The sequence below is a fragment of the Empedobacter sp. UBA6745 genome, from assembly GCF_002453775.1.
GTDB lineage: Bacteria > Bacteroidota > Bacteroidia > Flavobacteriales > Weeksellaceae > Empedobacter > Empedobacter falsenii_C.
In genome coordinates, this window is record NZ_DKHL01000008.1 from 126,085 (window position 1) to 143,184 (window position 17,100).

The following is a 17,100-nucleotide window of genomic DNA, read 5'->3' on the forward strand; positions in this document are numbered from 1 at the left end:
TTGTTTCATAAAACCTATCAGATGAACACTCCTTTAGTTAGTATCAATATTCCAGTTTATAAATGCGAAAACTACATTATTAGATGCTTAGAATCAGTAAAAAACCAAACATATCAACATTTAGAAATTATTTTGGTTAATGATTGTACACCTGATAACAGTGTTCAACTAATTGAAAAATTTTCTGAATCAAACCCAAATCTAACTATTAAGATTATTCATTTAGAATCGAATCAAGGGCTATCTGTTGTTAGGAATCGTGGAATTGAAGAATCTATAGGTAAGTACATTTATTTTTTGGATAGTGATGATGATATCATAGTCGATTGTATTGAGAAATTAGTAGAAAATGTTCTTATAAATAATACAGAAATGGTTATTTCTCAAAATAGATGGATTAATACATTCGATCAATCTATTAAAGATTTTGGATTTCCTACTTTATCAAAAAAGAAAGTTTATGAAACTAACTCAGAAATTTTTGAAGCTTATTGTAAAGGTTTTTTCCCTGTTTCTTCGTGGAATAAATTGGTTGATTTAGATTTCATTAAGCAAAACAAAATTTATTTTATTCCAGGATTATATGCTCAAGATGAATTGTGGATGTTTCATTGTATGGAAAAAATCAATTCATTATCGATTATAGATAATATTACTTACAATTATTATTTGCATGCTAATTCTGTTATATTTAATCGAACAAAGAGAAACTCAGAAAATCATCAGACAATATTAGAATGGATTGTTAAATCGTATAGAAATACTTCTGATTCTAATCGTAAAAAATTAATACGAGGTTGGATTGTTAATTTTAAAAAACTAATTATTCAAATGCAATGGAAGGTGTTAAAAGATGAGGAGTATTATAAAATAAACTATAATAGAATGAAGAAAGCTCCATCTCTTACATTTTCAGACTATTTAAGCTCAGACTTTTCTAAAGAACAAAAAAAGGAAAATTTGTTATTAAATCTTCCTACTAATATTGGATTTAAAATTTTTAAAAAGCGTTATGAAGGGTAATTACATTGATAAACTTAAAACAATCCAATGGATACTTTTTTATAAAATAAACCTTATCAAATTAAAGTATATTGGTGATAAAAAAATAATCAGCCATAATTCTTTATACAAGAAAAAAATAAAAATTGGAGAAACTAATGATTATATTGAAAAGTATATATGGTCATATTGGAACAACACCGATATTCCTTCTGAAATAATAAATTATGTTGAATCAAATCGTAAGATTAATTCAAACTTTAAATATATTGTCGTAAACGAGATTAATCTTTATGAATACATACCTGATTTTCCGAAAGATATTAATTTCCCTAGTGTTCAACATAAAGCTGATTTAATACGTTTGATGTTATTAAATAAATTTGGTGGAATTTGGATTGATATAACAACTATATTAACAAAATCATTAGAATGGATTATTGAAATACAACAAAAATATAAAATTGAATATGTAGGATATTATAACCCTAATATGATGATTAGTGATAATAGTATGCCCATGATAGAAAATTGGTTTATGGCTTCAACAAAAAATTCCTTATTTATACAGAATTGGCTAAATGAATTTCTAAATGCTCTTTACAGCCAAAATCCTAGACAATATTATCAAAAAGATGCTGACTTTGAAAAAATAAGACAAAATATTAACACTCCTTTTGATCGAACTTTTACTATGCATCTTTCGGCCCAAAAAATATTGTATTCTAATAACGCCTATTCATATTATCTAATAAACGCTGAAGATGATGGACTTTTCTTTAATTACTCTTCAAAAAATAGAGTTGATTATTGCTCGAGTTTATTAATTAGAAATTTCATTCAGCTACCTCCTGTAATTAAAATAACAGGTGGAGACCGTATAAAATTAAATGATTTTATACGACAAAGAATCTATTCAAAATATTCTATTTTTTATAAATATGGAATTATAAATAATCGTCAAAATTAGGCATTAATCTTTTATCATAAATAATCTGGTTATGATATTTTAAAGATAGAGGAACCATTATTCTAGATAAAATTTCAAACCATTCTATTGGATACCCTTTATTAAAGCCTCTATCTATACCTGGATTTTTTATTAATTCTTCATGATAGTAATCTAATCTTTTATGCAACTCTTGGTACCATTCTGCAACATAAGGTGAATAAGGTTTACATATAAAACCACAATTTCCAATACATAATTTATAATACTTAAATATATCTTTATTCAATTCTTTATTAAGATCTTTACCTCCCATTTTCGTAGGATCAAACTCAGGATAACCAGCAATCATTTTGCTAGGATCAGCTTCCAAGCTTTCAAATATAGGCTGCCAATTACTATTATTTCTTTTAATATCACTGTAGCCCCCTCCGTAATGATACATAAAATAGCATCTCAAATAATCAGATTTATGAACTAAAGAAAGATATTGATAAGCAGGATGTAGAGGATAATCAGATAAAATATAATTATCTAAATTAAATATTGTTATTAACTTTACTTCAACTCCTAAATTATTTCTTAAAATCTCTAAGCTCTCTACTCTATTTTTTGTTACTTCATTGTTCCCTGTCCAAAAACAGTAAACAACTCTATCAATTTTATCTACAAAGTTTTCCTGATTTTTTATTTCTAATTGATTATTTAGAAAATGATTTTTATACTTATTATCATTATAAACATAAGGGACTATTTTATGATAATTAGCTCTGTATACAGTTCTAAGTTTTATAAAAAAGTAATAAAAAATCTTGAGCTTTTTCCTTGTTAATAATAAAATTTTTTCTTTCATTTTTTAAATAAATAAAATTGAATCATCTCAAAAAAACTAAGGTTTTTTCTTAATATTTCTTTTTGACTTGAATTGATATTACTTGTATAATACACTAATTTTTTCACCAAGTTTTTTCTATCTTTTTTTTTGAACCTTGCTTCATGTTTTTCAAGTAAATCATTGTAAAAATAGCTCATTGCTATTTTCTTAAATTTTGATACTTTTGGGCTTATATTCATTGTTAATTGAATTTGGCTCCTTCTTATCGCTACAAACGCATTATTTGATACTTCTATATTTTCCATTCCAAATTCAAAAACTAACATTGCATCACTTCGCCATGCTAATGGATATTTTTTTATACCAAGTTGGTTATAAACACTTCGCGAAAAAATATTTTCAGAAATTGAAATCCAATATACTTGATTAAGATCATTCAGAAGATGCTCTGTTGAATTGAGATTTTCAATCTGAGGAAACTCTTGTAAAATTTCACTTTTTGCTGAAACTTTTAGCATTTTGAATCTTAACAAATCAAACTTCTTTTTTTCATCAAGAATTTTATAAAAAGTTTCAACAAAATTGTTGCTTACATAATCATCATCACCTAATATCTGTATATAATCTTCATTTTGTGTAAGAGAAATACATCTTTCCCATTGTTCAACTAACTTACCTTCTCCTCCAAGATTCTCTTCAAAAAAATGATATTTGAAATCGAAATTATTTTTGTATTTTCCTAAAATATCATCAAAATTTTCAGGACTTGCATCGTTTCCAATATAAAGATTAAATCTTTTATCTGTTTGGTTGAAAAGAGTGTCAAGTGTCTCTTCAAAAAAATCTCTTTTAAAAAGAGGTATAACAATGGCTAATTTGTTTGAAGAATTCATTTAATAATATTTTTCTATTAATTGATGTAAATAATCAGTTTTATCACTCAAATCAAATACATAATCCAACTCATGTACATCTATTGAGTAATGTTCTCCTTTATTCTCAATATTTTTATTTGCTTTTTTAAATAGAATTTGTTCAAAAACCTCTATTATTTCTAGGATATTAAAATTCTCTGTGTATGCCACATTGATGATCTTATTCCAATCTTTTGAAGCAATATATTTCATCGTAATATTTTTTACATCTTCTACGTCTATTAAATTCCGTGTTGCTTGTTGATGAACAACTAATTCTTGGTCATTCAAAATTTGACGAGATATATAATTCATTAGCAAATTAGGATTTCCTCCTCTTCCAACAGCGTTACTAACTCTTAAAATAAGAAAATGTTTTGCTTTTTGTTTGATGATTTCCTCGATATGCAATTTATGTAAAACGTACAAAGAATTGTATTTTGAAGAGTCGTATATAGAGCATGTACTAAAATAAACAAACAACTTTTCAGGATTATTTGCTAATGTATCCTCAACTAAATTTTGTTCACGTAAAAATTCACCCTTTCTAGTTTCAGAAGAATTAGAAACGCCTGAAGCAAAGAAAACAACCTCATCCAAATCTACTTCTGTAAATAAATTTGCGATCAATCCTTTTCCAACAATCATATCCTATCAAATATTAATTGAGAAGCACAACCATTCCCAAAAGGATTAATAAAAGTATTAGAACTTCTATTTAATTCTTTGTAAAACTCTTTCTTTATTTTATCCTTATCAGCTCCCACTAATATACCACAACCACAATCTAATACTTCTGGTCGTTCGGTTTCGTCTCTAAGAATAATGATTCTTTTTTGTAAAGTTGGGGCTTCCTCTTGTATTCCTCCTGAGTCTGAGATTAATAATCTTGATTTTGCCATAAGTTTTACAGCATCAATATAATTTAGAGGTTCTATAAAATTAATATTGTCTGGGATCTCTTTAAAAGCTTCAAAAATAAATTTCCTAGTATTTGGATTTGGGTGAAGACTCCAATGAAAAATTATTTCAGGGTTTTCTTCCGCTAATTCTCTAATTGCACTACAAATCGAATACATATTCTCTCCTATGTTTTCTCTTCTATGGGCTGTTATAAAAACATCATTACCATACTCTAAATTGACATTTTCTTTGTCTAAAACATAGTGTAACAAATCAATAATTGTATTTCCTGTTATTACAACTTTAGATTCGTTAATGTTCTCTGCCAATAAATTATTAGCTGCTAAACTTGTTGGAGCGAAATTAAGATCCGATGTTAATGAAACTACTCGTCGATTATATTCTTCTGGAAACGGGAAGTGTATATCATCAGTTCTCAGTCCAGCTTCTATATGGTAAAATTTCCTTTTCTCTACAAATGCAACTACAGACGATGCTAAAACAGTAAAAGTATCTCCTTGTGCTATAATTTTTTCAATAGATTCCTCTTTTACTACTTCTGCTATATCATTAATTAATTTAGCTAAAAGGTTTGAATTTGAAAATTCACTAGATTGAACTTTTAGATTATAATTTGCCTTAAAATTAAACAAATCTTCCATCTCTGTTAGCATAGATGTATGCTGACCTGTATTAATTGTAATAAAGTCAATTTTTCGTTTCTGGGCTTCTAATATTAATGGATAAACTTTTAGAAACTCTGGTCTTGTGCCGTAAATTATTGCAATCATTATCGTTTACTAAAAAGATTATTTAATACATACCTAACGATCATTCTAAAAGGTATTTGATTTAATACTTTATCAACCTCAATCATTTTATGATTAAAAATTACATTATGTACTTCCTTTTTCCCATTCTCTATTTCTGAAAAAACTCTAGTTTTATAGTACGCATGGACATAATCTTTGAAAGGGTTTGGATAATCTCTATCATGCCAAGTTCCTACAAAATGATGAGATGCATAATTCTTAGGTAAATCCAAACAAAAATAGGTAGAAGGATAAATTACGATTCCATCTTTACCTTCTTGTAATTCATCTCGATTTGGATCAATGCCATATTCTTTTACTAACAAATCTGATACAAACACAGTATTAGTTGTTAAATCAAAACTTGTTTTTTCATTGTAAAAATCTATTACACGTTTAGCCCATGGATGTCCTTTTTCTGTAGCCCATAATGCTGTAAAAGGCGAACCTTTGATTTCAAACCCTGAAAATGCGCGATGAACTAAAAATTCGTCTAATGAAAACTTGACTTCTACATCAATATCCATATAAATCCCTCCCATTTCATACAAAGCTAATGCACGGGCATAATCAGAAACAAATGCCCATTTCTTTGATTCAGCAGCTAACTTTACATATTCACAACAATTGATATCGAAATTGGTTTCGTTCCACTCAATTATTTCATAATCGGGTAAGATTTTCTTCCAACTATCAAGACAGATATAAAAAGATTCTGGCTTTGGATTACCTCCAAACCAACAGTAATGGATTATTTTTGGGATCATTTAGGATAGTTATTTCTTATATTATCGATACTTAATTTAAGATTATTTATAGATTCATTATAAATAATATCAGATAATTCCTTTATATTACTCTGTAACGATTTGTATTTGTATGAGTTAATATTAATTGCTTTGTTCATTATTACTGAAAGTTCAGAATTAGATTCAAATATCAAAGCATTATTTTTGTTTAATCTATAAAAATTTGAAAAGTCTTTATGAATTATAGCTGGTTTCGAAAAACCTAGTATAATTTGCCAGCTTCCAGTAACTGAACCATCTTTAAATCTTAACTGATTGTCTATTTCAGGATTTAACATTGGAATAATAAAATCAGCATTATTATAAATTTCCCATAGTTTTGTAAAATTAATGATTCCTGTCCTACTGATATAATTTTGTAAATTATCTGGTATTTCATCAACCACAGATCTTCCAGCGATAATTACACTAAAATTCGTAATATTTTGATTAATCAAATTCTTACATGCATTAAATAATAGTTCTATATTTTGATTTTCATTAACAATTGCTACAAAAATATTATTCCCCGATAGTGTAGTTGGTTTAATATTTCCAAAATAATGAGGATTTAGCATAGGAATATTGTATTGACCAGCCAATGTAAAACTTCTATTTTGTTCTATGTATTTTTCATGACCATAGTCTTTTACAAAAGGGATTACATTATGTTCTACCATAAAAATTCCATGTTTTGCTTGCGGTTCAAATCCAAGCCAATTGACATAAGACGTCCTAAGGTTATCAGAAGATATTACAGAAGTAGCAAAAAAGACAAAATCATAATTTTTAATTTTTGATAGTTTCAATGCTTTTTTCTGATACTTCAGAGATAAATAATAAATCTTTGGTACTTTTGGATAATATTGATATGCAAAATCTTCTCTTAAATTTGGTTGCGCTATAACATCAACCTCATAGCCTAAATCTTGAAAATATTTACAATAACCTGGTTGTATTTCAAAATGATAAGGATTAGGCTCTACAATAAGAATAGACTTTTCAGCTACCTCGGAATTAATAATTTTTTTAATATTTTTTTTTGTCTTAAAATCTTTTCTAAGAATAGAAGGAATTTGTAAAAATTCTTTTCGCTTTTTACGGCGAATATTATTAGAATAAAATAGACAAATAAAATTAACTAAGTATCTATAAATAGTTTTCATTATTATTTCTTAAATAATATATTTTCAAGCGTATTCATTTTTCTAAATAACACTTGATATTTTAATACAAAAAGTGGAAAATAGTAAAAAAATAACCTTTCTAATTTATTAGCTATACTCTTATTATTATCTGAAGGAATTTCAATATTCTTTATAATTCCATAATCTATATCTAAAAAATTATTATTATAAAGAGCTTTTATTCTATTGTATTCAATTATTAGTCGTTCTTTGAAATATTTTTTAGGTGTATCATTTTGAATATAAAAGTTATATACTTTTTTTAAAACCTTCATTTGAGAAATCAAATGATTTTCGTTTATTCTCATTGAAGTTATTGAATCCTCTCTCCTATAATATGTATATAAAACTTCTTTTATGCCTATAATAGAGGCGCCTTCTTTATAAATATCTAAGTNNAAAATAAATACCTTTAGTAAATTTATAATTTTTAGTTATTAAAAATGATCTTTTATAACATTGTAATGTCGCATTATAAGGAAATATATTATATTTTTGTATATAGTTATATGAACTCATTAATTCTGTATTCTCTGGTGCATTTTCTAGTACATATGTTTCTCTATTTTTATTTTCAAAACAAACTTTCATATTGAAAGTTATTATATCTATATTGATATTTAATTTCAGAGTACTATATATCTTTTCTAAAGCATTTATTGTAATATAATCATCACTATCAATAAACCACACATACACACCACAAGCATGCTCTAAGCCAAAATTTCTAGCATCACTTAATCCTCCATTATTTTTAGAAATAATTTTAATACGATTATCACTAAAATTTTCATTAATAATTTTAATAGAATAATCTGGAGAATCATCATCTACAATTATGACTTCAAAATCTAAAAAAGATTGGTTAAGTACACTCTCTACGCATCTATAAATATATTTTTCTACATTATATACAGGTATAATTATAGAAAAAAAGGGTGTATTCATTTTATTTATATTTTTTAATTAAGCCCAATTTAAAACCCAATTTTATCCAACGATTATTTAATAATTTATTATACTTATTATATAAATCTTGATATTTGTACATTCTCACATAATTGCTTATAAAATCATCTTCTACATTTATATTTCTCCTTTCAGCAGCTTTAATAATGGCTACCCAATACCAAAACAAAGCTTTATTTCTATTTTTATTTGTTGATGCACCATTATTATGAATTCTATATAAGTATAAATCTTCATCAAGATAAAACACTTGAGATACTTCACACATTTTCATATAAATATCTTGATCTTCCGCTCTTTTATTATGAATATCAATACCATCTGTTTCTAAATAATATTTTTTTTGAACGTTGCAAAATGTGAAATTTCACCATTTAAAAATATTAAATCGGTAATTTGCTTACCCTTAATTACCTCTAAAGGTTTTAACATATGGTCGCAATGAATTGTGTTAGAATACACCAAACCACATGATGGATTTTTTATATGTGCATCTATACTTTTTTCAATTGCAGTATTAATTAATGCATCATCAGGATCCAATCTTCCAAAAAGATTTGTTGTACATAAATCTATTGCCTTTATAAGTGTTTTTTGATATCCTAAATTTATTTCATTCTTGTAAAGCTTAAATCTTGAATCCCCTTTAACCAATTCTTCTATTACTTGAATTGAATTGTCTGTCGAACAATCATCAATTATAATTACTTCAAAATCTTTATGAGTTTGATTAATTAAACTTTTATAACAGTCATTAAAGAAATGTCCATTATTATAATTTGCTATAATTATTGATAAATCAAACATTTTCTTTAATTTTTTTATAAATATTAGTAATTAATTTATTTTTAAAATACTTTAAATCCCAAAATAGAATTTTTTTGTTACCCAATATCTCAATAAAATTATCCTTAATTTTATTTTTAATAGGATTTTCTAAATTTATTTCTTTAGATTTAAAATAATATTTTTTAAGTTCTTTTATATAAATTACATGGTTACAATTATATTTATTTTTAAAATAATGTAAAGCATTAACATCTTCAATATAATTATTTCCCAATTTAACTGTTCTTGAAGTTACGTTGTTATCATCTGTTTTTCTAAAATTATTTAATAAACGATTATATCTCCTAACTTTTCCCAAAAACGCTAATTCTGACCAAAAAATCCAATCTCCACAAAATTTATATTTAGTATATTCATCTGATGTAATTTTTAAAAATTTTGATTTTTTAAAAATAGCCATACTAGCATTATATATTACATTTCCTTTTAATAGATATTCATTAATAAATTTATCTGAATCAATATCTATTACATATGGATGTAAATCGTGTCTAATTAATTGTAAATTATTAGGCAAATAAGTAACGCTTTGACAATATATGACTGATAGATTATCATCGGTATCACTTATTAAAGTTTCTAAAAATAATGAATTACACCAATCATCACTTTCTGCTATCCAAATCCATTCTCCTTTTGACAATTCTATTCCTTTTTTCCATTGTTTGAAAGTAGAACCTGAATTTTTCTCATTATAAACTATATGAGAAATTTTAGGATGATTTCTATATGCTTCAATAATTTCTTTACTATTATCAGTTGAACAATCATCCAAAATAATAACTTCAAAATCTTGAAAAGTTTGATTTAACACTGAATCTATACGCTCTTTAAGGTAAGAAGAATGATTATAATTTGGGATAATTACAGATACTTTTAGCATAATTCTATATTAAAATTTTAATATTTTATATAAAAACCTCCTCATTCTAAAATATTTATTATTTCTTAATTTATCTAGTTCTTTAATATTTATAAATAATTGACTTCTGGAGATTGTATATTTTGAAACAATTGAAGCAAATAAAATAGCTTTATTTTCAGAATTAAGAACAGTATTGTATGCATAATTATAGACTTTATTTGAATTTAATTCAAGTTTATTTTGATCTTTTGTAGTATTCAATGTAGGATCTCTATAAAAAGCATAAGCGTTATTATCGAATTTCACATTAACATCTTTATCATTAAATAACATTATCCAAAACAACCAATCTTCATGTAATTTAAATTCATCTATAAAACGTAAATCACCAATTAATTCACGTTTTATTATTGGACAATGAATAGGAATATTAAATCCATTGTCCCAATAGGTAATTAAATTTGAAATAGTTAATTGATACCTTGACAAATCACAAAATGGAGGCAAAATTTCACCATTACTATACAAATTAAAATCTGTATAAATAAAATTAATCTTAAGCTCTACTTTTTCAACTAAAGACAACTTATCTTTATTTATAAAATCATCTCCATCAAGAAATTGAATCCATGTTCCATTCGATTTTTTTAATCCTAGATTCCTTGCTGAACCTGCTCCTCCATTATCTTTATAAAAGTGTCTGAATCGAGAATCTTTATTTAACCATCTTCTAGCAACTTCTTCTGTATTGTCTGGTGAGCCGTCATTTACAATAATACATTCCCAATTTTGATAGGTTTGATCTAAGACTGATTGCAGACATTCGTCCATATATTGTGCTTGATTGTAGCATGGAACAATAACGGATATAAGTGGTTGGTTCATTTAGGTAAATTGTTAGGTACAAATATAATCAATATTCATTATCAGATAATTATTCATGCTCAAAAACTATAGAAAAGACTTTCAGTGGATATACAGTGGATATAAAATGGATATACAACAAGCTTAGAAACCATATAGAAAAGACTTTTAATTACTATAAAAAACACGACAATAGGCAAAATGATGCAAAACTAGGCAAATTTCGGAAGCAGATTAGCTTACAATCAAAAGTTAAAGCAACTTTGAGACATTAACAAAAAATTCACCATTATGGGAAAAGTAAATGATTCATTATTATCAGGCACATCAGGACGCACAGGGCGTATCGTAGTAGCCAATGTTTTTGGAAATGAAATTTCTAAAATTAGACCTCGAAAAAGAAGCAAAAAACCTTCTCTAAAACAGCAGATGATTCAACAACGTATGAAAAAATGTGCAGAATTTATGGCCTCATATCGTTCGTTTGCATGTAATCATTTTGGCAGAAGAGTTGGTATGACATCTTGCTACAATTTGGCAATGACCAATCTACTCGAAAATTTTGTAATTAATCATGCGAACCAAAGTTTCAACATCAATTATCCAGCAATAAGTTTTGCAAGAGGAAACCTATTAGGTATTATTGGCGTTACATTTAATATGCCATCTACAGATTCTTTAGAAATCAATTGGCAAAACAACGCTGGATCAATTACTGAACGTGAAAATGATTGGCTACAAGTGCTAATTGGAATAGAAGATCAACAAAATACCATCTTCTTAGAAAATGTAGCAACACGCAATAACGAAACTTACACTGCATTCATCCCCCCTATGGCAAGTGGAAATACTGTACACCTTTGGTTCTCTTTTAGATCAGAAGACAACAAAGATGTTTCCAATACGTTTTATGCAGGTTCTTTAACAACCTAAAGCTTTCTTCAAATCAGCATTGATACGATGATAACATCAATGCTGATTTTGAATATAACCAAAATAAGTATATTACATTTTGAATACTCATTGATTATCACTACCTTAACTACATAAATTTAAAAAAAATAAAAAATGTCCGAATAAATATTCAATAATCTAAAACTTAAAAAAATGAAAAATTCTACTTATTCACAACATTATTTGTATGCGCTACGAAAAACCACAAAAAAATTGATCCGAAAAAATATAGATCAACTCATCTTTACCGATGATGATATTTTAAGTGATGAAGAAGTAATGAAAATACTGAAAATTTCGAAAAGAAGCCTCTTCGATTACCGTAAAAAAGGACTTTTACAATACATTAAGATAGGTGGAAGATACTACTACATTCGCCTGTTTTTATACTTAGATTTACTGCAGCTTTATCAAATTCCATTAGATCATGATGACGATGAATAAACGCCCTTAATTATGCAATGAACAGACTTATCTATACATAATAAATAAAATGAAAGACAATAGAGGAATAAGTGATTTATTCTTATAAATAATTATATGCTTTAAATAATCCTAATTTATTCAACAGCTTAAGTAATCTTGATTTTTTTAATAAATCCAATTTAATTGAAATATTGTTATAATCTTTCCTATTGACAAATTTATCAACAAATAAATTTTCAATATTTACATTTCTTCTTTCCGCTGCTTTTATTGCTGCTACCCAATGCCAATAAGTTGAAATTTCTTGTTTTGAGGAATTTGTTAAACTTGCAGGGTTAACTCTATAGTTATATAAAACGTCATCTAGTTGTTTACTTTCTCCTACTTCATACAATTTTAAATATAAATCTTGATCTTCAGCTATTCTAAAATATGGATCAATTCCTGTTGTCTTGTTATAAAATTTTTTCTTGAATGTAGCAAAATGGCTAATGCTTCCTCTAAAATTAAAAAAGAATTCATTTTTTTGATGAATTTGTTCAATATTAGTTGAACTTATTTTTACAAGTTTTTCATTACAAAAATTTAAATTCGAGTTGATTATTGATGCATTTGGATTATTTTCATGATGTGACACCATCACTTCAATGGCATTTGATTCTATTGTATCATCTGGGTCTAGAAATCCACAAATCTCGCCATTAGCTAATTCAGCTAATTTTCGTTTTGTGTAGCCAACTCCTTTATTAGATTCATTACGATAAATTTTAAATCTTTTATCATTTTTAACTAATTCAAGAATTGAATTGTACTGGACTTTTTCAGAGAAATCATCAAGAATAATGACTTCAAAAGTTTGAAAAGTTTGATTTAATATACTTTCATAACAGTTAATAAAAAAATTATAATTATTGTAGTGAGCAATTAAAATAGAAAACATTACATTTTCTACATCTTTTGTATTATTCTTATAATCTTCCATTTGATTTTATTTTTCAACTGAATTATTTTAGACTCTTTTTCTACTTTACTTTCTTGAATAGTATCAATATCTCTTTGAAAGGTTTCAAAACTATTTATTTTTAATAATTCTCTATATTGAATATATAAATCTTGAATAATGTTTCCATTGAGAACTTGACTAAAATTAACATTAGGTATGATATTTTCAGTGTCAAAATATCTGAATCTTGCAAAGTGATAAAAAACTAAAAAATCTTTATTATTGACGATATATTTATTCTGTGGATTAATTGATATTTTTCTTTCAGCATCAATATTCCAATAAGCTGCATTATAACCCAAATGCTTTAATATGTGTAGACTATTAGTGAATAATGTTGGAACAAGATTTAACCATGTTTGATCACAATATAAGCCGTTTTGTAAATCGACGATACAATGTTCGTTTAACATTCGTTTCCACCAATCAATAAATTGTTTGGAATACTGATTATTTTTTATTGCAAAAAAACCTGCATTAAATGTACCGTATGTTAAGAAGGAAATATTTCGTTCGATTTCTTGATTAAATTCTTTAATCGAAACATTATGAGGTGTTAATATAATAGATGATCGTTGTTCTTTGTTATTTAATAATGTTTGAACATCTGTCAAAGGTGTGAAAAAATACAAGTCTGCATCTAAATAAATCAATCCATTTGGTTTATCTTTTTCTAAAATTAATTCAGCAAAATAGGGTTTCAATGCACAAGCCATTGAGAAATTATCATATTGATTTCTCATTACTGCATAATCGCCTTGATTCAGCTCATTTGATAAAATATAGTTATATCCTGAGAACAAATCAGACTTGATTTTATGAAACTCATCATTCGTATTTTCTCCAAAAAGACAAATATAGAACTCTATATCAGGGTGTAATTGAATAAAATTATCAGCTAAAGTTTTAGCTTGAGGTAAATAGTTTTCACTAATAATTGTAAATGCTTTAATTGCCATTGTTAATTAATACGTTTTGATATTAGTTTTTTTAAAAGATAATACTTGTAAGTAGTTGGAAAGTTTTTTAATAATTCAGGTTTTCTGAAAATTTGATTTAACCTATACTTTGCCATAAAACTATCTAATATCCATTGATGAGAAGAAATTTTCCAGTTTATATTATACGTTTTATGAATATAGTTTAAAACAATAAAATATTCTTTAAATCTTCTTATTTCCTCTTTAGTACTTTTGGCTGTTCTTGTAGTTTGTTGATGTTGTCTAAAATTATTCAATTGTTCAGAAATAAAGGACAATTTTCCTTTTTCTAATAATTTTACCCAAAAATACCAATCACCAGCATACTTCATACTTGAAACAATCTTATATGTTTCATCTTGTATTTTATTTTTCTTAAAAATTATCCCACTGGCATTTGGTAAAGTATTTCTATGAAATAAATAATTTTCTATTTCTATTTGTCCATTTTCGCAATAATTATTTTCCCAATTTCTTGCTCCTATATATCCCCAATCTAATTTTCCTATTTTATTAGAGTTTTCATCAATAAGATTTGACGCCGAATATGCTAAAACAACATCTTTACAATTTTCTATTGTAGCACATAGTTTTTCTAAAAAAAAAGGTTGTGCTACATCATCACTTTCTGCTAACCAAATCCATTCTCCTTTTGCTAACTCTATTCCTTTTTGCCATTGTATAAATGTAGAACCAGAATTAACTTTATTATAAACTATATGAGAAATTTTTGGGTGATGTCTATATAGTTCTATGACCTCATGACTATTATCTGTAGAACAATCATCTAAAATTATGACTTCATAATCTTGGTAACTTTGTCCCAAAACAGAATCTATTCTTTCTTTTAGATAAGATTCATGGTTGTAATTTGGTATGATGACAGATACTTTTGGCATTATTGATTTTCAAATGCTTTTTTTGTTTCTTCTAAATATTTTCTTCCCCATTTTTGGCAAGGCTCTAAATGATTTCCTTCTGCCCACTCATTCCAAGCATTAATAAAAATATATTTATTTTTTGTATCAACTTTTTTATACTCTTCAATAATATACTTCAACCAATTTCCATATAATTCCGGTGCAGAATTATCAATTATAGTTGCTCCAATTTTTCTTCTTGCACTATTATCCCAACTTGGAGTAATAGATGGAAAAGTAGTATTATTAATTTTTAGTTTCTTTTTAGCTTTAATGATATATTCAGAATAATCATAGACATAATGATCATTTAAAGGTAATTTTTTATTAAAATATTTACCTTTAAATAAATCTAATTTTGAATGGACTTTTCTGGTAGGCATATTAGAAAAATCAGGTTCAAAATTAATTACCGCATCAAAAATGTTATCGTCATCTGAATAACTAAAGTTAGTCATATATCCTATATACAACTCAATTCCATATTCCTGAAGTGCAATATTCCTCCATTTTTGAACGGTTCTTTTGATATCAGGAAGTAACGCTGGTCTATAAATAACAAAAAATGGTTTGTTATCAACTTTTATATAGCGATTATCAGAAAAAACATTTTCACATAAATATCTAATATGGTTGAGATCATCTTCATCTGAATAGTTTTGTTTAATAAGAACTTCTTGATCTAATCCATCCCATCTTCTCGTCCAATTTTCATTTGCCCAACAATACATAAAAGGGAAATCTTCTTCTTTATTAGATAGCATTCTATCTAATGGTTCATTCATTAACCTTTTCCCATTGAACCAATAATAATAATAACAAAAACCGTGTATACCATATTCTTTTGCTAATTTTATTTGCTCAAGTCTTGCCTCCTTTAATCTTAAATCATAAAAACCTAAGTCACTTGGAAGTTGCGGTTGGTAATGTCCTTTAAAATATGGGTTGGCATTTGTAACATTAGTCCATTCAGTAAATCCTTTACCCCACCAAACATCATTTTCATCGAAAGGGTGAAATTGTGGCAAATATATAGCTACTGGTCTAATCATTTTTCTCTAAAACAAAAAATATTTAACTGCATGTGAAAACCACCACCAATATTAACTTGTGTAAATGGATGCGGCATATTATCCCATGCCTCTTTTATATAGTATTTAAACCCAGCCTCAGATACCCATAATAAAATCTCTGATAATGTATCTTTTTCATCAATTGTATTATGAAATTCAATAAAAAGATTTTCTACATTTTTTAAGTCATCTTTAATATCTTTTAAGACTGTATATTCTGCTCCTTCTATATCTATTTTAAGAAAAAACACAGGTTTATTTATAATATAATCTTTAAGTCTAACTGCTTTTACAACAGTATTATTTGGATGATGGTCATCTTGATTAATAATTTTACCCCCCAAACTTCCTTCTGAAAAAAAAGTCAAATCATCTGCATTTATCCACACTGCTGCATTAATTAACTCAACATCTTGATTTATTTCAAAGGTTTTGATATTTGTCTCTAATTGTTGAAAAATCTTCTTATCAGGTTCAAATGCTATAAATTTTGCATTTTTAAAAAGTTTCTTTAAATAAATCATACTTAACCCAATATTTGCTCCACAGTCTAAAATTAAAACCTCATTATCAGATTTTTCAAACAGATATACTTCATCGACAAATATCTCTTCTAAACTATGTAATAACCAAAAAGGATTACTGAATAAAATATTTTTATTAAATAGATTAACGTTACCTTTTAAATAAGTATCACTAGAATATTTGGACATATGATAATAATCCTTAAAATTCAATCCTAATTTAGAATTAAATGATTTGAATTTTATCAATTTACTTATGTAGTTTTTCATAAAATCGTTTACT

At 26.3% G+C, this 17,100-nt stretch carries 21 protein-coding genes; 4 read left to right on the forward strand and 17 right to left on the reverse strand.

The window, feature by feature from the left end:
• The first annotated feature begins 21 nt into the window (after window positions 1–21).
• Both B4H69_RS03765 and B4H69_RS03770 read left to right on the forward strand, forming a co-directional pair.
• Complete coding sequence (locus B4H69_RS03765) at window positions 22–1,023, forward strand: glycosyltransferase (RefSeq protein WP_180905855.1); 1,002 nt, start codon at window positions 22–24, stop codon at window positions 1,021–1,023.
• The gene (locus B4H69_RS03770) at window positions 1,013–1,972 is read left to right on the forward strand and encodes a glycosyltransferase family 32 protein (RefSeq protein ID WP_180905854.1); all 960 of its coding nucleotides are present in this window, start codon (window positions 1,013–1,015) and stop codon (window positions 1,970–1,972) included. Before B4H69_RS03765 ends, B4H69_RS03770 begins: the two co-directional genes overlap by 11 nt.
• Here the strand turns inward: B4H69_RS03770 and B4H69_RS03775 are convergent.
• The 12 genes from B4H69_RS03775 to B4H69_RS03830 form a co-directional block, all read right to left on the reverse strand.
• Complete coding sequence (locus tag B4H69_RS03775; protein ID WP_052217492.1) at window positions 1,950–2,804, reverse strand: glycosyltransferase; 855 nt, start codon at window positions 2,802–2,804, stop codon at window positions 1,950–1,952. The genes B4H69_RS03770 and B4H69_RS03775 overlap by 23 nt on opposite strands.
• A complete protein-coding gene (locus tag B4H69_RS03780; protein ID WP_180905853.1) occupies window positions 2,801–3,679 on the reverse strand; it encodes a glycosyltransferase family 2 protein in 879 nt (292 codons plus the stop codon). The genes B4H69_RS03775 and B4H69_RS03780 overlap by 4 nt, the downstream gene beginning before the upstream one ends.
• Window positions 3,680–4,348: an NAD-dependent epimerase/dehydratase family protein gene (locus tag B4H69_RS03785; protein ID WP_180905852.1), complete on the reverse strand. Its 669-nt coding sequence runs from the start codon at window positions 4,346–4,348 to the stop codon at window positions 3,680–3,682.
• Window positions 4,345–5,394 carry a non-hydrolyzing UDP-N-acetylglucosamine 2-epimerase gene (wecB, locus tag B4H69_RS03790; RefSeq protein ID WP_180905851.1) on the reverse strand — a complete coding sequence of 350 codons (1,050 nt, stop codon included), beginning with the start codon at window positions 5,392–5,394 and terminating at the stop codon, window positions 4,345–4,347. The genes B4H69_RS03785 and wecB overlap by 4 nt, the downstream gene beginning before the upstream one ends.
• Window positions 5,394–6,182, reverse strand: a complete 789-nt coding sequence (locus B4H69_RS03795) for a glycosyltransferase family 32 protein (protein ID WP_038331106.1) — start codon at window positions 6,180–6,182, stop codon at window positions 5,394–5,396. Before B4H69_RS03795 ends, wecB begins: the two co-directional genes overlap by 1 nt.
• Entirely contained in the window at window positions 6,179–7,369 is a 1,191-nt protein-coding gene (locus tag B4H69_RS03800; protein ID WP_180905850.1) for a hypothetical protein, read from the reverse strand. The genes B4H69_RS03795 and B4H69_RS03800 overlap by 4 nt, the downstream gene beginning before the upstream one ends.
• Before the next feature lie 2 nt (window positions 7,370–7,371).
• A complete protein-coding gene (locus B4H69_RS03805; RefSeq protein ID WP_291092767.1) occupies window positions 7,372–7,698 on the reverse strand; it encodes a hypothetical protein in 327 nt (108 codons plus the stop codon).
• A gap of 73 nt (window positions 7,699–7,771) precedes the next feature.
• Entirely contained in the window at window positions 7,772–8,338 is a 567-nt protein-coding gene (locus tag B4H69_RS03810) for a glycosyltransferase family 2 protein (protein WP_291092770.1), read from the reverse strand.
• A gap of 1 nt (window position 8,339) precedes the next feature.
• Entirely contained in the window at window positions 8,340–8,627 is a 288-nt protein-coding gene (locus tag B4H69_RS03815; RefSeq protein ID WP_291092773.1) for a hypothetical protein, read from the reverse strand.
• A gap of 59 nt (window positions 8,628–8,686) precedes the next feature.
• Window positions 8,687–9,166, reverse strand: coding sequence for a glycosyltransferase family 2 protein (locus tag B4H69_RS03820; protein WP_291092775.1), 480 nt, complete (start codon window positions 9,164–9,166; stop codon window positions 8,687–8,689).
• Window positions 9,159–10,091, reverse strand: coding sequence for a glycosyltransferase family 2 protein (locus tag B4H69_RS03825; protein ID WP_180905847.1), 933 nt, complete (start codon window positions 10,089–10,091; stop codon window positions 9,159–9,161). Before B4H69_RS03825 ends, B4H69_RS03820 begins: the two co-directional genes overlap by 8 nt.
• A 9-nt stretch (window positions 10,092–10,100) precedes the next feature.
• Window positions 10,101–10,958 (reverse strand): glycosyltransferase family 2 protein, encoded by an 858-nt coding sequence (locus tag B4H69_RS03830; RefSeq protein ID WP_291092778.1) that lies wholly within the window; start codon window positions 10,956–10,958, stop codon window positions 10,101–10,103.
• A gap of 270 nt (window positions 10,959–11,228) precedes the next feature.
• On the opposite strand from B4H69_RS03830, the gene B4H69_RS03835 reads away from it, so the two are divergent.
• Together B4H69_RS03835 and B4H69_RS03840 are read left to right on the forward strand one after the other, a co-directional pair.
• Entirely contained in the window at window positions 11,229–11,870 is a 642-nt protein-coding gene (locus B4H69_RS03835) for a DUF6266 family protein (RefSeq protein ID WP_291092780.1), read from the forward strand.
• 174 nt (window positions 11,871–12,044) lie between these two features.
• Window positions 12,045–12,335, forward strand: coding sequence for a helix-turn-helix transcriptional regulator (locus tag B4H69_RS03840; RefSeq protein WP_291092782.1), 291 nt, complete (start codon window positions 12,045–12,047; stop codon window positions 12,333–12,335).
• Between the two features lie 82 nt (window positions 12,336–12,417).
• On the opposite strand, the gene B4H69_RS03845 is transcribed toward B4H69_RS03840, so the two are convergent.
• From B4H69_RS03845 to B4H69_RS03865, 5 genes are read right to left on the reverse strand one after another with little or no spacing between them, the layout of a single operon-like run.
• On the reverse strand, window positions 12,418–13,257 hold the full coding sequence (locus tag B4H69_RS03845; RefSeq protein WP_291092784.1) for a glycosyltransferase: 840 nt from the start codon (window positions 13,255–13,257) through the stop codon (window positions 12,418–12,420).
• A gap of 8 nt (window positions 13,258–13,265) precedes the next feature.
• Window positions 13,266–14,279 (reverse strand): putative nucleotide-diphospho-sugar transferase, encoded by a 1,014-nt coding sequence (locus tag B4H69_RS03850; RefSeq protein ID WP_291092786.1) that lies wholly within the window; start codon window positions 14,277–14,279, stop codon window positions 13,266–13,268.
• A 2-nt stretch (window positions 14,280–14,281) separates the two neighbouring features.
• Window positions 14,282–15,199: a glycosyltransferase family 2 protein gene (locus B4H69_RS03855; protein ID WP_125349410.1), complete on the reverse strand. Its 918-nt coding sequence runs from the start codon at window positions 15,197–15,199 to the stop codon at window positions 14,282–14,284.
• Window positions 15,199–16,272, reverse strand: coding sequence for a glycoside hydrolase family 99-like domain-containing protein (locus tag B4H69_RS03860; RefSeq protein WP_291092788.1), 1,074 nt, complete (start codon window positions 16,270–16,272; stop codon window positions 15,199–15,201). Before B4H69_RS03860 ends, B4H69_RS03855 begins: the two co-directional genes overlap by 1 nt.
• Window positions 16,269–17,087 (reverse strand): FkbM family methyltransferase, encoded by an 819-nt coding sequence (locus B4H69_RS03865; protein WP_114998895.1) that lies wholly within the window; start codon window positions 17,085–17,087, stop codon window positions 16,269–16,271. The genes B4H69_RS03860 and B4H69_RS03865 overlap by 4 nt, the downstream gene beginning before the upstream one ends.
• Window positions 17,088–17,100 lie beyond the last annotated feature (13 nt).